This window comes from Bradyrhizobium centrosematis, from assembly GCF_045571495.1.
Classification (GTDB): Bacteria; Pseudomonadota; Alphaproteobacteria; order Rhizobiales; family Xanthobacteraceae; genus Bradyrhizobium; species Bradyrhizobium centrosematis.
The window spans coordinates 3,535,665-3,552,559 of record NZ_CP120703.1; the positions used below are offsets into that span (position 1 = coordinate 3,535,665).

Genomic DNA, 16,895 nt, shown 5'->3' on the forward strand with positions numbered 1-16,895 from the left:
ATCAGGCCGCTTCCACGAGCGGCGGCGCTTGATAGGTCTTGAAATGGTCGATCATCACCTTGGCGATGGCGACCAGCGGTAGCGCCAGTGCGAGGCCCCAGATGCCGAACACGACGCCGAGCAGGATCTGGAACGCGAACAGCGTGGCCGGCGGAATGTCGAGCGCCTGCCGCTGCAGGATCGGCGTCAGCACGTAGCTCTCCATGGCGTGCACGCCCATGAAGAGCAGAAACGCCGAGAGCGCCGGGATCCAGCCCGAGGCAAGGCTCGCCAGCACCACGATGACGCCGGCGATGATGGCCCCGACCGTCGGGATGAAGGCGAGCAGGCCGGCCTGGATCCCCAGGATGAACGAGCCGGGGATGCCGATGAGGGCGAGCCCGATCCAGGTCACCACGCCGACAGCGAGCATGACGATGATCTGCGCGATCAGCCAGCGCTCCAGGGTCTCAGCGATGCGGTCGATGATGAGGGTGACGCGGGTGCGGTGCCGGGCCGGCGCCAGGAACAACAGGCCGTCATGATAGACGGCGGGCTGGGCGGCGAAGGCGAAGCCCAGGAACAGCACGATGAAGATGTTGCCCACACCGTGGATGGTGCCGAGCAGCAGTTTGAAGGTCTGGCTCACGATCGCGCCGCCGCTGGAGGCGAGCGCGCCGGCGCTGGGCAGGGGGCCGCGCGGGGACGCGGCCGGCGGTGGTGACGTCGCGTCCGACGGCGCATTGCTCGAGGCGTCAGCCGGGCCGTTGCCGAGATCGAAGAAGCTGGTGTCGATGCCGTGGCTGTCGAGGAACGACCTGACGTTGGCAAGCTGCGACTTCAGGGTCTTGCTCAGCAGCGAAGCCTGCTCGGCAATGGTGGCGCCGCCGAGATAGGCGATGCCGGCGAGCATCAAGGCGAGCGCGACGCAGACGATCGCGAGCCGCACCGCATGCGGCAGCGGCACGTGGCGGCCGAGAGCGCCTGTCAGCGCGTTGAGACCGAGGCCGAGCAGCATGCCGGTGAAGATCAGCAGCAGGGTGGCGGCGAAATACCAGGTGAAGGCGAGCAGCGCGGTGAACAGCACGACGCCGATGCCTCCGACCGAGATCGCCCAAGCGAGGTCGCCGCGGGCCCGGGAGCGTTCATCTATTTTGGACATGGTCACATCGGATCCTGTTCAGCGCAATTGCGCGCCGCACTTTCTCGACAAACGCGCTTCCGATCAAGACCGCGCCAACGCGCTGGTTTGACGCCCGCACGCCGACGGTGCGGTCCGCTGCAGACGGCGGTTTGAGCTTCATCAGCAAATGGGCGGGTCTGCTCGGGCTCCTGGCCGCGCCGGGCGATCCGGCCGCAACCGCCCCTGACGGCGGCCGGCCTGCCGCCGGGGGGCGAGGCCGGGGCGGCATTTGCCCGAAAATAGCATTGCCGTCCCGCGATCCCTTCGGTTGAATTTGTTCCATTGGAGGGGCATGTTTGGAGAATCTTCTTCACGGAGAGGCGCGGAACGACAGATGAGAAAGCCGGTCGTCGGCGTGATCGGGAATTCCCATCGCGTCGAAAATCGATTTCAGGTCCAGATGGTAGGCGAGCGCAATTTGCGCGCCGTGGCCGAGGTCTCCGGCGGCTTGCCGGTGATGTTCGCTGGAGCCCCCGACATCACCGATATCGCCGCGCTGCTCGACACCGTGGACGGGATCATCCTCACCGGCGCGCGGGCCAACGTGCACCCGACCCGTTTCAACGTCGATCCCTGCGAGAAGCACGAACCCTACGACATCCATCGCGACGAGGTGGCGCTGGCGCTCTCGGTCGCCTGCGTCGCTCGCGGCATCCCGCTGTTCGGCATCTGCCGCGGCCTGCAGGAGATGAACGTCGCCTTCGGCGGCTCGTTGCATCCCGAAATCCGCGAAATTCCCGGCCGCATGAATCATCGCATGCCCCGGCTCGAGAACGGCGAGATCCATCCCGACCCGACCGTGGTGTTTGCCGACCGTCACGATGTCGACCTGACGCCCGGCGGGGCCTTCGCAAGGATCCTCGGCTGCGAGAAGATCAGGGTCAACTCACTGCACGGCCAGGGCATCCTCGATCCCGGCAAGCGCGTGCTGATCGAGGGCGTCGCCGAGGACGGCACCATCGAGGCGATCCGCATCGCCGAAGCCCCGACCTTTGCGCTCGGCGTGCAGTGGCACGCCGAATACGATCCCCAGCACAATCCGATCAACCGCAAGCTGTTCGAAGCCTTCGGCGAAGCGCTGGTCGCGCGGCAGAAGGCGGCGGCGTAGGGCACGCGCGCGTGGCGCTCGCTCTCTCCACGTCATTGCGAGCGCCAGCGAAGCAATCCAGTATGTCTCTGCTGCGGCAGACTGGATTGCTTCGCGGAGCCTGTCATCGTGCCGCGCCTTGCGCGGACCCGTTGGCTCGCAATGACGGAGCATGAGGCAACTGGATCGCACTTCATCGGCATTCGTAATTGCAGACACGCCTTTTCAATCTCGCGGCGCATTTCGCCCGAGGCTTGCAGGTCGTTGGCGCGCTTTGAAAGGCCAAAGGGCGCAGGGAAGGCCGGGCGCCGGCGGCACCCGCAAGTCCGTGCGCTTTGGAAGATGCACACGGGGTGGACCACAGGTGATGCCGGTCGCCCGGCCTTCCCTGCGCGGCTGGTTTTAACGGTGTCCTTCGTGCTCTCCCCGGGGAGCGATGCACTATTGCCCCCGTCACCTTGCGGATGGCTGATGCGCGTGCCCGGTTGGGCCGCCACATCACCGCAAGCCTTGACGCACAGACCCCGGGCGTCAGGACCACACGACTTCTCCGTCCGCGGACGGTCTCGCCGAACTGCCGGGAGGCTCGCGTGTGCTCGCCCCAAGGCACCGACGAAACCGCTGTGACCGCGCCGGGTCGTATCGCGTCGCCTGATGCCTCACGGTTGCCCGCCCTGTCATCACGCAAGCCGCGCCGGCGCTACCTCGTCCACCGCCACCCGGCCCGCATCTCGTGACGATCGCGAAGCGCCCCTTTGGCAGGGCCGGGATGGCGCGTGTATGCCATACTTCCGAAATTCGGGAAAGCGGAATATTTTAGGAGGAGGGGCTTGACCGGGGTGTTTTGCCCGACGCCTCGCGAGGACCTTGAACGCCCATTACCGGCACAGGCGCCCTCGGAACGGCTTGCGCTACCCCAATGCCGGGAGCCAACTTATCGGACAAATTGGTTTGATGGGGCTGGGCAGGTGCACCTAAATTTCTGTTCCAAGACGGAGGATTACCTTCATGAGCAGACCTGTGAAGACCGAGAGCGAACTCATCGCCATGGCGAAGGCCGAGTTGAAGGTTCACGCCGACTGCCCCGACGGAATGACGATATCCATCCTTCGCGACGGGAATTCCTGGGAGTTTCGGGCCAGCGCAGATCGGGCCACCTCAGATCGGCCCGGCTACCCCGAATGCGTCGCCATGCTTGTTCAGATCGGCGATCACCTCTGCAAGCAGTACGACGTCAAGGTTTAGGCGCGCCCCGACGCTTCGAGCGGGGAAAGACAGGGCGACCTGCAGCGGAGCAAGAGCCGCGACTCTATTCAAACCTTGCTGCGGCCAACTGTCCATTTTCCTGTTGACCCGGAATTGGCGGACGGTAAAGCTGCCCTTGCTTCACGCGGCGGGCGAGACCTGAAAAGGTCTTGCCAAAAACCGACAACAAGAACGGGCGGAAGCATCAGGAGGGGTGGACTAGCTCCCGCGCAGGAATGGAAGGCTGCTGACGCAGCGCCATGCTCATGCTCGTTTGGGCTCAGCACCCAGCGAGCGGGGAAAAGCGATCGATGCGCCCATTGTTGGCGGTAAGTACAGCTATCGACTGGCTGAATGAAAAAGTCGGCAACGTCTGCAACATTCTGGTGCTCGCGGCCTGTGTGGTCAGCGCTGTCAATGCGATGATCCGGTACGCCTTCAGCTACAGCTCCAACAGCTGGCTCGAGGCGCAGTGGTACATGTTCGCCGTCATCGTGATGTTCGGCTCTTCCTACACCTTCAAGCGCAACGAGCACGTCCGCGTCGAGATCGTCTACCTCATGCTGTCCGAACGCGGCCAGCTGTGGCTGGACCTGATCGGGACCTTTGTTTTCCTCGTCCCGGCGTGCCTGCTTCTCAGCTACCTGTCTTGGGCGATGTTCTACAACTCGTTCATCATCGGCGAAATGTCGAACAATGCCGGTGGTCTCCTGCGGTGGCCGATCAAGTTTGTCCTGCCGGCAGGCTTCTTCATGGTGGCATTGCAAGGCGTTTCGGAAGCCATCAAGCGAGCGGCGGCCTTGCGCGGTGAAGTCACCATCGATGCGAAATACGAGCGGCCGACCCAATGATCACGATTGAGATGATGCCGCCGCTGATGTTCGGCGGACTCGTTCTGGCGATGCTGATCGGATATCCGGTCGCCTTCACGCTGGCCGCTCTCGGCCTGTCGTTCGGATTTCTCGCGATCCACGAAGGGTTCTTCGGCTTCAGCTTCCTCCAGGCGATCCCGGAGCGCATTTACGGCAGCGTTCTCGCAAACGAGCTGCTGCTCGCCATCCCGTTCTTCACGTTCATGGGGTCGATCCTCGAACGGTGCGGCCTCGCTGAGGACATGCTGGACTCGATGGGGCAGTTGTTCGGCCCCATTCGCGGCGGTCTCGGCTATTCCGTGATCATCGTCGGCTTTATCCTCGGTGCCATCACAGGCACCGTGGCGGCGCAGGTGATCGCGATGGCGCTGATCTCGATGCCGGTGATGATCCGCTATGGCTACAACATGCGCTACATCACCGGCGTGCTCGCGGCATCCGGCACCATCACCCAGCTGGTGCCGCCCTCGCTGGTTCTGATCGTGCTGGCGGACCAGCTCGGGAAGTCGGTCGGCGACATGTATCTAGGCGCCTGGGGCCCATCGATCCTCCAGATCGCACTCTTTGCCGGCTACACGTTTGCTCTGAGCGTGATCAAGCCGAGCCACGTTCCGGCGGTGCCCAAGGAAGCAAGGACGCTCAAGGGCTGGGCGCTCTGGCGCAAGTGCCTTTTGGGCATCATCCCGTCCGCCGTCCTGATCTTCGTGGTGCTCGGCACGATGATGCTCGGCCTTGCCACTCCGACCGAGGCAGGTGCGATGGGCGCAGTCGGCGCGATCGTCCTCGCGGTCATCCATCACAAGGATTTCAGCTCGGCCGGCCACAAGGTGCTGCTCGTCGGCGTCGCAGCGGCCGGTGTCGGCACCATCATCGGCATCTACTTCACGCCGAATCTGGCGTTCAAGATCGCCTTCGCGATCGCCTATCTCGCGGTTGCCTGGGTCTGCCTCGAGGCGGTCAGGATTCCGGACCTCCGTAACTTGGTCAAGCAGGGCTACGAGACCACCATGCGCATCACCTGCATGGTGACGTTCATCCTGATCGGATCGACCTGCTTTTCGATCGTCTTTCTCGGTTGCAACGGCGGTGTCTGGCTGGAGCACATGCTGACATCGCTCCCCGGCGGCGTCTGGGGCTTCCTGATCTTCATGAACCTGTTCATCTTCTTCATTGCCTTCTTCCTCGATTTCTTCGAGATCGCCTTCATCATCATTCCGATGATCGCACCGATCGCACAGAAGCTGCTCGCACCCGTCGTCGGGGCGGACGCTGCTTTGATCTGGTTCGGTGTCATGCTCTGCGTCAACATGCAGACCTCCTTCCTGCATCCTCCCTTCGGCTTCGCCCTGTTCTATCTGCGGGGTGTGGCGCCGAAGGAGGTCAAGAGCTCGGACATCTATTGGGGCGCGATGCCCTGGATCGGCCTGCAGGCGATCATGGTCGCGATTGTCATCGCATTCCCGATAACCGTCACCGGGCTGCTGGACGCCCCCAGGAAGGTGGATCTGGACAAGATCAAGATCGAAATTCCTGACGTCGAGCTGCCGCCGCCGCTTGATTTCGGTCAGCCGAAGAATTGAGGATTTGTGCTGGGACAGATCCAGAGATCCTGAAGAGTTGCCGGTCAGCTGCAAACGCGTGCTCTTGCGGAGAGAGCCGCAGGCCGCGACGGCGACGTCGCGCCTGATCAAGGGACTCTTTTAGTTGCCTTTTTCGGAAGATGGGCGGCAAGCCTCCCTTATCCTCGAAGCTTGACTGATCGGGCTCGGTTGGCCGATCCCAAACGCTGGCGGTGCGGCCGGCGTTGTTCGCGACCGGTCTCTTCGACGGCAGAGCCTCGTCCCGTGGGGAGAAGCATCGTCAGGCGGTAGTCGTGCCAGCCCGCGAGAGACAAGGACACCTGCTGATAGCGCAGCTGTCCCATCGCTGGATGGTTGAACGCACGTTCGCCGCCTTCGCGTGCCAGCACCCCTTGTGACTGCCAGCAGCGCTCAAAGTCCGGGCTTCCAATTCTCAGTTCGTCGACGAGCCGGCAAATATCCGGATCATCGGCGTAAGCCGTCACCGCGGCGCGGAACTCTGCTACGACGCGATGCGCGCGGGACGTCCAGTCGCGGATGAGCGTGCGCGCCTCAGGCCTGAGGAAGATGTAGCGCAGCAGGTTCTTGTCGCCGTCCGTATCGAGCCATCCTGCGAACAGCCGGGATGCTTTCGTGTTCCAGCGGCGCGCGCCCCATGTGCGATCGAGAATGTAAGCAGGACCATCGATCGCATCGACGCAGGCCAGCACCGCCTCCGGCGGGGCATCCCTGTTGTCCGGCCGCTCGGGATCGCGCTTGCCAGCGACTTCGAACAAATAGCTGCGCTCGGCGCGTGAGAGGCGCAATCCGCGTGCGAGCCGGGCAAGTGTCGACGCAGAGACGGACACGTCGCGACCCTGCTCGATCCACGTGTACCAGGTGGCGCTCAATCCGCAGAGCTGCGCAACCTCCTCGCGCCGGAGGCCCGGCGTGCGTCGGCGTGATCCGGCGGCGAGACCGAATTCCGCTGGAGACTGGCGCTCGCGAAGCGCCCGTAAGAATGCACTAAGGGAGAGAGCGCGGGTGATCGAATCCTGTCCTTTCATAGTGATCCTTATACCAGGATAAAGTCCATCCTTAAACCGGTACAGCTACCATGCTAGTCTCCATCTCCACTTGACCTCTGCGCAGAGGAGGGACGGGCATGGGCAAGCAATTCGCAAAGATCGAACCGGAGCACGTGGCCTTCATTGCGCGGCAGAAGCTCTTCTTCGTCGCCAGCGCTCCACCGAAGGGGCGTATCAACGTCTCGCCCAAGGGCCTGTCCTCGTTTCGGGTGCTCGGAGAGAATGACGTCGCCTATGTCGATTGCACCGGCAGCGGCAGCGAGACCCGCGCGCATCTGGTCGCCTCGGCCGACAAGCGGTTGACCATCATGTTCTGCGCCTTCGATGGTCCTCCGATGATCCTGCGGCTCTACGGCCAGGGCCGATCGCTGATGCGCGGCACGCCGGAATACGCCGATCTCATGCCGAACTTCGAGGACATCGCCGGAGCGCGCCAGATCGTGCGGCTCGCGGTGGACCTCGTGCAGACGTCATGTGGCATGGGTGTGCCGCTGTTCGACTACAAGCAGGAGCGCGGCAGCCTCGTGCGCTACTGGACGGCGCAGGGCATCGACAACTTGCGAAAATATTGGGGCCTGAAGAACATGAAGAGCATCGACGGCCTGCCGACCGACTTTGTCCCTGACGGCATGGTGCCGCCACCGTGACCGAGCAAGACTCGCGCTCCATGTCGGAGCCTCCGGCCTGCGAACCAAGGGACGAGGAACACAGGAGCATTTTCAGGCGCAGGGCTGTCGGGTGACGCTGCGCTGATGAAGTGGGCTCCGGTAGTCACCGAGATCTATTCCCAATTTCGGACGAGATAAACCAATCAGTAGGAATTGGTCCGCTCGGATTTTCTCGGCTCTGATTTGTTCTTCGAGAACGAAGTGGAGTCGGATGCGGAACGAAAGCGAACGGCTCGAAGGCGCCTCACATCGTCCGCTCCATCCGCGGCGCGCGATAGGGGTCCTGCGACGGCAGATAGCCGACCGGCATGAAGATCGATTGGCTGCGCTGCGCGATGCCCATGACGACGTAGTTCGTGCATAGAGCGGAGCAGGGCTCATTGCGATGCGATCCTGCGACGCTCTACCCGTCCTGCGTGCGGCCGCCCATCTTCGGCCCCATTGCGCGGTTTCGAATAGCTCGCCCGGGCAGCAGGAGGATATTCGATGATCAGCGACGCCGTCAGATCAGCACATCACCAGCCCGGCCGGGTCTCGAGACTTGCCATTGCACTGATGTCTTTCGCGCTGTGGTCCGGCAGCATCGGCGTCTCGGCGCAGGCCGCAGAGCCGGGCAAGGATGCCTCCACCGCCAATCTGCCGCGCATTCTCGTGCTTGCGACCGGCGGCACCATCGCAGGCCAGGCCGACGCGCGTGCGACCGGCGCCTACAAATCCGGCCAGATCACCGGCGAGCAGTTGGTGCAGTCGGTGCCGGGCCTAGACAAGCTGGCGAAGCTGAACGCCGAGCAGATCTCGTCGATCGGGTCACAGGACATGAACGACAAGGTCTGGTTTGCGCTGGCCCGCCGCATCCAGGAGGCCTTCGACAAGAACGAGGCCGACGGGGTCGTCATCACCCACGGCACCGACACGCTCGAGGAGACCGCGTTCTTTCTCGACAACGTGGTGCGCGGCGACAAGCCGGTGGTGATCGTCGGCTCGATGCGGCCGGCGACGGCGGTCAGCGCTGACGGCCCCGGCAATCTCTACGAAGCCGTGCAGGTCGCGGCCGATCCGCGCTCGCGCGGGCGCGGCGTGATGGCCGTGCTGAACGACAAGATTCAAGGCGCGCGCTCCGTCACCAAGACCAACACCACCAGCATCGAGACGTTCAGCTCCGCCAATGACGGGCCTGTCGGCTATGTCGATACCGCCGGCGGCATTCGTTTCATGGCGCAGGCTCCCGGTTTCAAGCGCGCGACCTATCAGCTCCCGGCGGGCGAGCAATTGCCGCGCGTCGAGATCGTCTACTCGCACGCCAACATGGACGCCGTTCCGATCGAGGACGCCATTTCGCACGGTGCCAAGGGCATCGTGCTGGCCGGCGTCGGCGACGGCAACACGTCGAAGGCTGCGCTCGATGCGCTCGAAGCGGCCGCGAAGAAGGGCATCATGGTCGTGCGCTCGACACGGGTCCGGTCCGGCTTCGTGACGCGCAACGTCGAGGTCGACGACGACAAGAACGGTTTCGTCGTGTCCGAGGATCTCAATCCGCAGAAGGCGCGCGTGCTCACCCAATTGCTGATCGCAAGCGGCGTCACGGCGCCGGCCGAACTGCAGAAGGCATTTACGGCGACGTGGTAGCGGCCGGCTTGCCAAAACGAAAAGGCGCCTCCATCGGAAGCGCCTCTTGCTTGTTGCAGAGCGTTCGGGCCGTTTAGCCCGAATAGTACATCTCGAACTCGACCGGGTGCGGGGTCATTTCGAAGCGGGCGACTTCGGTCATCTTCAGCTCGATATAGGCGTCGATGAAGTCGTCGTCGAACACGCCGCCGGCCTTGAGGAAGCCGCGGTCCTTGTCGAGATTTTCGAGCGCCTCGCGCAGCGAACCGCACACGGTCGGGATCTGCTTCAGCTCTTCCTTGGGCAGGTCGTAGAGGTCCTTGTCCATCGCCGGACCCGGATCGATCTTGTTCTTGATGCCGTCGAGGCCGGCCATCAGCATCGCGGCGAAGCCGAGATAGGGGTTGGCCATCGGATCGGGGAAGCGCACCTCGACGCGCTTGGCCTTCGGCGAAGCGGTGTAGGGGATGCGGCAGGAGGCCGAGCGGTTGCGCGCGGAGTAGGCGAGCAGCACGGGAGCCTCATAGCCCGGGACCAGACGCTTGTAGGAATTGGTCGACGGGTTGGTGAAGGCGTTGATCGCCTTGGCGTGCTTGATGATGCCGCCGATGTAATGCAGGCAGGTCTCCGAGAGGTCGGCGTATTTGTTGCCGGCGAACACCGGCTTGCCGTCCTTCCAGATCGACTGGTGCACGTGCATGCCCGAGCCGTTGTCGCCATAGACCGGCTTCGGCATGAAGGTAGCGGTCTTGCCGTAGATATGGGCGACCTGGTGGATGCAGTACTTGTAGATCTGCATGTGGTCGGCCATCAGCGTCAGCGTGTCGAACTTCATGCCGAGCTCGTGCTGGGCGGAAGCGACCTCGTGATGGTGCTTCTCGACCTTGACGCCCATCTTGGCCATGGCGCCAAGCATCTCCGAGCGCATGTCCTGCACCGAATCCTGCGGCGGAACCGGGAAGTAGCCGCCCTTGGTGCGGATGCGGTGGCCGAGATTGCCGCCTTCATATTCGGTGTCGGAATTGGTCGGCAACTCGGAGGAGTCGAGGCGGAAACCGGTCTTGTAGGGGTCGGACGAATAGCGCACGTCGTCGAACACGAAGAACTCGGCTTCGGGGCCGACGAACACGCTGTCGCCCACGCCCATCGACTTCACCATGGCCTCGGCCTTCTTGGCGATGCCGCGGGGGTCGCGGTTGTAGGGCTCGCCGGTGGTCGGCTCGAGCACGTCGCAGGTGATGACCATGGTGGTCTCGGCGAAGAACGGGTCGATCGTCGCGGTGACCGGGTCCGGCATCAGGCACATGTCGGACTCGTTGATCGCCTTCCAGCCGGCAATCGAGGAGCCGTCGAACATCGTTCCTTCGGCGAAGATGTCTTCATCGATCATGCTGACGTCGAACGTCACATGCTGCCACTTGCCGCGCGGATCGGTGAAGCGCAGGTCGACGTACTTGACGTCGTTGTCCTTGATCGATTTCAGGACGTCTTTGGCGGTCTTCATGCATACCCCTTTTGGCTCTGCGGGTCGGTTTCCAGATGAGCAAAATTATTCTCGCTCGGGCGAGTTTTGCGCGACCGCACAAACGAAATCAGGCCGCCGAAGCAGCCTTCTTTCTAGTCGGAGTGTCGCAAAATGCGGGATAGCACCCGGCTCAGATAGCGTCCAGCCCGGATTCGCCGGTTCGGATGCGGATCGCCTCTTCGATGTTGGAGACGAAGATCTTACCGTCGCCGATGCGCCCGGTTTGCGCGGCGCGGCGAATCGCGTCGATGGCACGCTCGACCAGATCGTCGCCGATCACGATCTCGATCTTCACCTTGGGCAGGAAGTCGACGATGTATTCTGCGCCGCGGTACAGTTCGGCGTGACCCTTCTGCCGGCCAAAGCCCTTGGCCTCGGTGACGGTGATGCCCTGAAGGCCGACTTCCTGAAGCGCTTCCTTCACCTCGTCGAGCTTGAATGGCTTGATGATGGCTTCGATTTTCTTCACTGCGCGCCTCCCGGCCTTTCGATCAAATAGCAACGTCTTCGTCAGGATGCGCTTTTCTTCACGCACGATTTTGTCTTCGCTATGCCGGGAGTCCTGACCTGTCCGGCAACAACGGCCGGCGACACCCTGATAAACGCCAGTGAGCACGACGAACCGAAGCGGCTTCCTCGAAAGCAGGGTCTATGCCAAGTTGCAAATGCCCTGATTATTGGAGCGTTATCAGCCTTTTAACGAGCATCTCTGACGGCGACGCCGACCTGCACAAAATACCGAAGACTACGAAATAGGCAAACGGTTCAATATATGTGCAGATCGTCGTTCCACGCGCCGCGCCGGCGCTGAAGCTGCCTGTTGAAAAGGCGATTGTACTAGGGAAGTGGCATGGAAGTTCTGACCAACGCCGAAATGCAGCGGGCGGATCAGCTCACCATCGCGGCCGGCACGCCCGGTTTCAAGCTGATGCTGAGCGCGGGCCAGGCGGTCGCCGAGGCCGCCCAGGCGCTGGTGGAGGAGGGGCCGATCCTGATCGTGGCAGGCCCCGGCAACAATGGCGGCGATGGTTTTGTCGCAGCCGCCGAGCTCGCCGCCCAGGGGCGGGAGGTCTCGGTGATCCTGATGTGCGAGCGCGAGCAGCTGCAGGGCGATGCGGCGTCCGCCGCGCGCGGCTGGAAGTACCCGGTGCTTCCGTTCAATCCGCAGGCGATCGGAAGACCTGCGCTGATCATCGATGCGTTGTTCGGCGCGGGCCTCAGCCGCCCCGTCGAGGGCGAGGCGCGGGAGATGATCGAGGCGATCAACGCCAACGGCGCGCCGGTGCTCGCGGTCGACCTGCCGAGCGGCATCAACGGCACCAGCGCGGCGGTGATGGGCGTGGCCGTGAATGCGACCGAGACCGTCACCTTCTTTCGCAAGAAGCCGGCGCATTTGCTGCTGCCGGGCCGGATGCATTGCGGCCGCGTGCACGTCGCCGACATCGGCATCGAGGCGCAGGTGCTGGACGAGATCGCGCCGCAGACCTTCGAGAACGATCCGGATGTCTGGGGCGCCGCCTTCCCGGTGCCGCGCATCGACGGCCACAAATATGCGCGCGGCCATGTGCTGGCGGTCTCCGGCGATGCGGCGGCGACCGGTGCCGCGCGGCTTGCCGCACGCGGCGCGCTGCGCGCCGGGGCGGGTCTTGTGACATTGGCGAGCCCACGCGATGCGCTCGCGATCAATGCGAGCGCACTGACTGCGGTGATGGTGCGCGCCGTCGACACCGCGATCGAGTTTGGCGACCTGCTCGGCGACAAGCGCTACAACACCTGCATGATCGGCCCCGGCGCCGGCGTCGGTGAACGCACCTGCGACTTCGTCCACACCGCGCTGTCGGCGCAGCGGCATCTGGTGCTGGATGCGGATGCGCTGACCAGCTTTGCCGCAAAGCCCGAACGGCTGTTCGAATCGATCAAGTCGTCACAGGACAATGCAGTCGTGCTGACGCCGCATGAGGGCGAGTTTCCGCGCCTGTTCTCCGACCTCAGCAACAAGCATCCCGGCCGTTCCAAGCTCGAGCGCGTGCGGGCCGCCGCCGAGCGTTCCGGCGCGGTCGTGCTCCTGAAGGGGCCGGATACCACCATCGCCGCGCCCGACGGTCGCGCCACCATCGCCGCCAATGCGCCGCCCTGGCTCGCCACCGCCGGCGCCGGCGATGTGCTCTCAGGCATCATCGCAGGCCTTCTGGCGCAGGGCGTGCCGGCGTTCGAAGCCGCCTGCATCGGCGTGTGGATGCACGGCGAGGCGGCAAGCGAAGCCGGGCCGGGACTGATTGCGGAGGATCTCACCGAGACCCTGCCGGCGGTGCACCGGCGGATCTATGATGCGCTGGGAGTAGAGTATTAGTGCTCAGGCAGCTCGCACTTGCCGACATGGGCGCGGCCGCGCGGGTGCATCGGATTGCGTTCGACCAGGCGATGCCGTGGCTCGCCGGGCTGCATACGCCGGACGAGGATCGCTGGTTCTATCGCGAGCGTGTCTTTCCGACGTGCCGCGTGTGGGGGCGTTTCGACGGTAATGAGCTTTGCGGGATCATCGCGTTTCGCGACGGCTGGATCGAACAGCTCTACGTGCTTCCGGTCGCGCAAGGCCGCGGCGTCGGCAGCGAGCTCCTCGACATCGCCAAAAGCGCAGTCGATCGGCTGGAACTCTGGACCTTCCAGCGCAATGCGGCGGCGCGCCGCTTCTATGAGGCGCGCGGGTTCGCGCTGGTGGAGCAGACTGACGGGGCGCGGAACGAGGAGAAGGAGCCAGACGCTCGCTATGTTTGGAGGCGCCGGTAGCAGCCTCACTCCACCGCGTACCACCGCACCAGCCGCGGCGCGGCCCAGTCGGTCGCGACGGATTCGATCAACCATCGTCCGGGCGCGATCGCCGCGAAGGCGATGCGCTGGGTCTGGCCGGGCTCGATGGCGAGCGTGTCGAGCCAATAGGGCTTCCAGCCGTCGTCGAGCTTGTCGAGCAGGCGGAAAGGGTGACCGTGCAGGTGGAACACGGTCGTGATGGGACCGGGGTTCTTCAGGGCGAGCACGACGGTGCGGCCGGCCTTGGCGCGGAAGGCGGGGGCGGAGACCGTGGAAAAGCTTGCGGGCCGGGCCCAGCTGGAATCGGACGCGCCGAGCGCGACATCGAACCGCAGGGCACCTTTCAGTTCGAGTTTCTCAGGCAGGTCGTTCGAGGGGAGTGGTTGCGGCGGCGCGAGCGGCGCACGCCGTTCCAGCTGGCCCGACACTTTGAGGCTGCCCACCTGGCGGGCCTCCTTGCCGTCATGCAGCAGAATTGCGGCCGATATGGCCGCATCCACAAAGGCGTCGGCGCGTGCGCCAGGCGCCAGCACCAGCGCGCCGTTGCGCGCCGGGAACGGCTCGGCGGGCTGGCCGTCGAGGGCCATCACTTGAACTTCGTGGCTCTCCAATTTGATCGCCAGAACAGTGCGTTGGGAGCCGTTGATGAAGCGCAGCCGCAGCCGCTGATGGCCCAAGGCTGAGAGTTCGAATGAAGTCTGCCCGTTCACGGTATAGAGCGGGGTCGTGCCCGTGGGGTCCTGGCCCGGCGGGACGGCGGTGCCATCCGGCCGCAGGCGCCATTCCTCGATCAGCAGCACCTCGTCCCGGTCGACGACAACCGGGCCGGTCTCAGCCGCGATGATCGGGAGCGGGCGCGCAGGCTGCTTCAGGCCGTCGTCGAACAGGCGGAAGTCGGTCAGCAGGGTTCCGGCGTTAGGTATTGAAATGACTGATGTTTCGACCGCATTTGGAGGGGCGGGCGCGCGCCCCCGCAACGGGTCGACCGAGGCCGCGCCATTCAGCCCGTACCAGACTGGCGCAAGCGGGACAGGAAGGTCGTTCCGAAACACCATTTCGCAGCGGTCACCGCGCTTGAGGCGGACGTCCTTGAGATGGCTTACGGCGGCGAGCTCCCAGATTGGTGTAGCTGGTTGACCGGACCTCAGAGCCAGCGTTGCTGCTCTGGCCTGAAGAGCGAGCTGGGCGGTCACGAGCGGGCCCGCGCCGCCCGCGATCAGCCCGGCCGCCGAGGCTCCAAGCCCGGCCAGAACCTCGCGCCGATGAGGGTCAAAGATCCGCGATTTCATGGGACGATCCGGACCACGCCGCGCTGGATAAGTCCAGCCGCCGTGCCTACTTGAAGCCTGCCTCCATCAGGCCATTTTTTTGCTGCGAACAGTCAGGCACATGCTATAAGCCCGGCCGCCCGCGGCATCGCGGCCGGTCTAGATGCAACTTCACGCGGGCGTGGCGGAACTGGTAGACGCGCTGGATTTAGGTTCCAGTGACGAAAGTTGTGGGGGTTCGAGTCCCTCCGCCCGCACCAAGCGCTTATCGCGTTTGCACGGATTACGAGGACCTGCTTCTGCGCGGATTGTTGTCCGCACGAAGCCGGTTCGATGAACCACCGGCGGTGAGGCGTTTGCCTCGCGCCGGATCGATTAACGACAGCGTCCCGACGCATGCGCGCCGGGACCGAACGAAAAGAAGATTGGACGCCATGCAGGTCACAGAAACCCTCTCGGAAGGTTTGAAGCACGAGTTCAAGATCAGCGTTCCCGCGTCTGATCTCGACGCCAAGGCCGGTGCCAAGCTCGTTGACCTCAAGGACAAGGTTCGCATCAACGGCTTCCGTCCCGGCAAGGTGCCGGTCTCGCACCTGAAGAAGGTCTATGGCCGCTCGGTGATGGCCGAGACCATCGACCAGACCATCCGCGACACCAACACGCAGCTGTTCTCCGAGCGCGGCTTCCGCCTTGCGACCGAGCCGAAGATCACCATGCCGAGCGAGCAGGCCGAGGTCGAGGAGCTGCTGAGCGGCAAGACCGATCTGACCTACACGGTCGCGATCGAGGTGGTGCCGGCGATCGCGCTCGCAGACTTCAAGTCGTTACAGGTCGAGAAGCCTGTTGCCGACGTCACCGACGCGGATGTCGACGAGGCGATCAAGCGTATCGCCGACACCAACCGCACCTATGCCGCGAAGGCCGAGGGCGCGAAGGCCGCCTCCGGCGACCGCGTCACCATCAACTTCAAGGGCAGCATCAACGGCGAAGTCTTCGAGGGCGGTACCGGCGAAGGCATCCAGGTCGTGATCGGCTCCAACACCTTCATTCCGGGTTTCGAGGAGCAGCTGATCGGCATCGGCGCCAATGAGACCCGCACGCTGAAAGTGTCGTTCCCCAAGAACTACATGAACGACAAGCTCGCCGGCCAGCCCGCCGAGTTCGAGACCACTGCAACGCTGATCGAGGCGCCGCAGGATCTTGCAATCGACGACGAGTTCGCCAAGACGCTCGGTCTGGAATCCCTGGACAAGCTGAAGGAAGCCGCGCGCGAGCGTCTGTCCGCCGAGTTCGCCACTGCGACGCGCCAGCGCGTCAAGCGCGCGCTGCTCGATCGTCTCGACGAGGCGCATCGCTTCGAGGCGCCGCCGTCGCTGGTCGACGAGGAGTTCAATCTGATGTGGAACTCGGTCAAGGCCGAGATGGACTCCGCCGGCAAGACCTTTGCCGACGAGGACACCACTGAGGACAAGGCCAAGGAAGAGTACCGCAAGATCGCTGACCGCCGCGTGCGCCTCGGCCTCGTGCTCTCCGAGATCGGCGAGAAGAACAAGATCACCGTGACCGACGACGAGGTCGGTCGCGCCGTGATCGAGCGCGCCCGCTCGATGCCTGGCCGCGAGAAGGAGGTCTGGGATTATTACCGTAACAACGCCCAGGCGTTGGCCCAGCTTCGTGCACCGATCTATGAGGACAAGGTCGTCGACTTCATCCTCGAGCTCGCCAACGTGACCGAGAAGAAGGTCTCGCGCGAGGACCTCTACAAGGACGACGAAGCGGAAAAGACCGCAGCCTGAGGGCTCCAGAAGGGTCTTCGAGCGAAGGAGGCCTGTTCCGATTGCATCGGAATGGGGCTCTGGGGCAGCCATCCATTAAGGATGATCAGCGAACAGGCCCAGCTAGCCAGATGGCCGGCTGGGCCTCTTTGTGCGAATCAGCTTCAACTGCCCGAGGGATTAAGCCTGAATGCGCTCCGCACTTGTCAGAAGCGAATTGGGCTATATCTGTC

General features: G+C 63.9%; 14 protein-coding genes and 1 tRNA gene. 10 read left to right on the forward strand and 5 right to left on the reverse strand.

All coding sequences use genetic code 11. The features are described from left to right. Position 1 precedes the first annotated feature (1 nt). A complete protein-coding gene (locus P6U31_RS17120) occupies positions 2-1,141 on the reverse strand; it encodes an AI-2E family transporter (protein WP_407189537.1) in 1,140 nt (379 codons plus the stop codon). 355 nt (positions 1,142-1,496) lie between these two features. On the opposite strand from P6U31_RS17120, the gene P6U31_RS17125 reads away from it, so the two are divergent. The 4 genes from P6U31_RS17125 (at position 1,497) to P6U31_RS17140 (ending at position 5,946) form a co-directional block, all read left to right on the forward strand. Then, positions 1,497-2,270, forward strand: coding sequence for a gamma-glutamyl-gamma-aminobutyrate hydrolase family protein (locus P6U31_RS17125; protein ID WP_407189538.1), 774 nt, complete (start codon positions 1,497-1,499; stop codon positions 2,268-2,270). Between the two features lie 987 nt (positions 2,271-3,257). Beyond that, positions 3,258-3,494: a hypothetical protein gene (locus tag P6U31_RS17130; RefSeq protein ID WP_407189539.1), complete on the forward strand. Its 237-nt coding sequence runs from the start codon at positions 3,258-3,260 to the stop codon at positions 3,492-3,494. Positions 3,495-3,805: 311 nt separating this feature from the next. Next, positions 3,806-4,345 (forward strand): TRAP transporter small permease subunit, encoded by a 540-nt coding sequence (locus P6U31_RS17135; RefSeq protein WP_407189540.1) that lies wholly within the window; start codon positions 3,806-3,808, stop codon positions 4,343-4,345. Continuing rightward, on the forward strand, positions 4,342-5,946 hold the full coding sequence (locus P6U31_RS17140) for a TRAP transporter large permease subunit (RefSeq protein ID WP_407189541.1): 1,605 nt from the start codon (positions 4,342-4,344) through the stop codon (positions 5,944-5,946). The genes P6U31_RS17135 and P6U31_RS17140 overlap by 4 nt, the downstream gene beginning before the upstream one ends. 158 nt (positions 5,947-6,104) lie before the next feature. On the opposite strand, the gene P6U31_RS17145 is transcribed toward P6U31_RS17140, so the two are convergent. Next, positions 6,105-6,992: a helix-turn-helix transcriptional regulator gene (locus P6U31_RS17145; protein ID WP_407189542.1), complete on the reverse strand. Its 888-nt coding sequence runs from the start codon at positions 6,990-6,992 to the stop codon at positions 6,105-6,107. A gap of 98 nt (positions 6,993-7,090) precedes the next feature. Here P6U31_RS17145 and P6U31_RS17150 point away from each other — a divergent pair, with 98 nt between their 5' ends. Further along, entirely contained in the window at positions 7,091-7,660 is a 570-nt protein-coding gene (locus tag P6U31_RS17150; RefSeq protein WP_407189543.1) for a pyridoxamine 5'-phosphate oxidase family protein, read from the forward strand. A 507-nt stretch (positions 7,661-8,167) separates the two neighbouring features. Then, positions 8,168-9,307, forward strand: coding sequence for an asparaginase (locus P6U31_RS17155; protein ID WP_407189544.1), 1,140 nt, complete (start codon positions 8,168-8,170; stop codon positions 9,305-9,307). A 73-nt stretch (positions 9,308-9,380) separates the two neighbouring features. Here P6U31_RS17155 and glnA read toward each other — a convergent pair whose 3' ends face one another. Next, on the reverse strand, positions 9,381-10,790 hold the full coding sequence (gene glnA / locus P6U31_RS17160) for a type I glutamate--ammonia ligase (RefSeq protein ID WP_128926036.1): 1,410 nt from the start codon (positions 10,788-10,790) through the stop codon (positions 9,381-9,383). A gap of 151 nt (positions 10,791-10,941) precedes the next feature. Next, positions 10,942-11,280 (reverse strand): P-II family nitrogen regulator, encoded by a 339-nt coding sequence (locus P6U31_RS17165; protein ID WP_007603495.1) that lies wholly within the window; start codon positions 11,278-11,280, stop codon positions 10,942-10,944. A gap of 381 nt (positions 11,281-11,661) precedes the next feature. Here P6U31_RS17165 and P6U31_RS17170 point away from each other — a divergent pair, with 381 nt between their 5' ends. Together P6U31_RS17170 and P6U31_RS17175 are read left to right on the forward strand one after the other, a co-directional pair. Further along, positions 11,662-13,161, forward strand: a complete 1,500-nt coding sequence (locus P6U31_RS17170; protein ID WP_407189545.1) for an NAD(P)H-hydrate dehydratase — start codon at positions 11,662-11,664, stop codon at positions 13,159-13,161. 26 nt (positions 13,162-13,187) lie between these two features. Then, a complete protein-coding gene (locus P6U31_RS17175) occupies positions 13,188-13,598 on the forward strand; it encodes a GNAT family N-acetyltransferase (RefSeq protein ID WP_407189546.1) in 411 nt (136 codons plus the stop codon). A 5-nt stretch (positions 13,599-13,603) separates the two neighbouring features. Here the strand turns inward: P6U31_RS17175 and P6U31_RS17180 are convergent, their stop codons facing one another. Next, on the reverse strand, positions 13,604-14,908 hold the full coding sequence (locus P6U31_RS17180; RefSeq protein ID WP_407189547.1) for a multicopper oxidase family protein: 1,305 nt from the start codon (positions 14,906-14,908) through the stop codon (positions 13,604-13,606). A 154-nt stretch (positions 14,909-15,062) separates the two neighbouring features. Here P6U31_RS17180 and P6U31_RS17185 point away from each other — a divergent pair. Both P6U31_RS17185 and tig read left to right on the forward strand, forming a co-directional pair. Continuing rightward, a tRNA-Leu gene (locus tag P6U31_RS17185) sits at positions 15,063-15,147 on the forward strand. 174 nt (positions 15,148-15,321) lie between these two features. Beyond that, on the forward strand, positions 15,322-16,683 hold the full coding sequence (gene tig, locus P6U31_RS17190; protein ID WP_407189548.1) for a trigger factor: 1,362 nt from the start codon (positions 15,322-15,324) through the stop codon (positions 16,681-16,683). Positions 16,684-16,895: the final 212 nt, after the last annotated feature.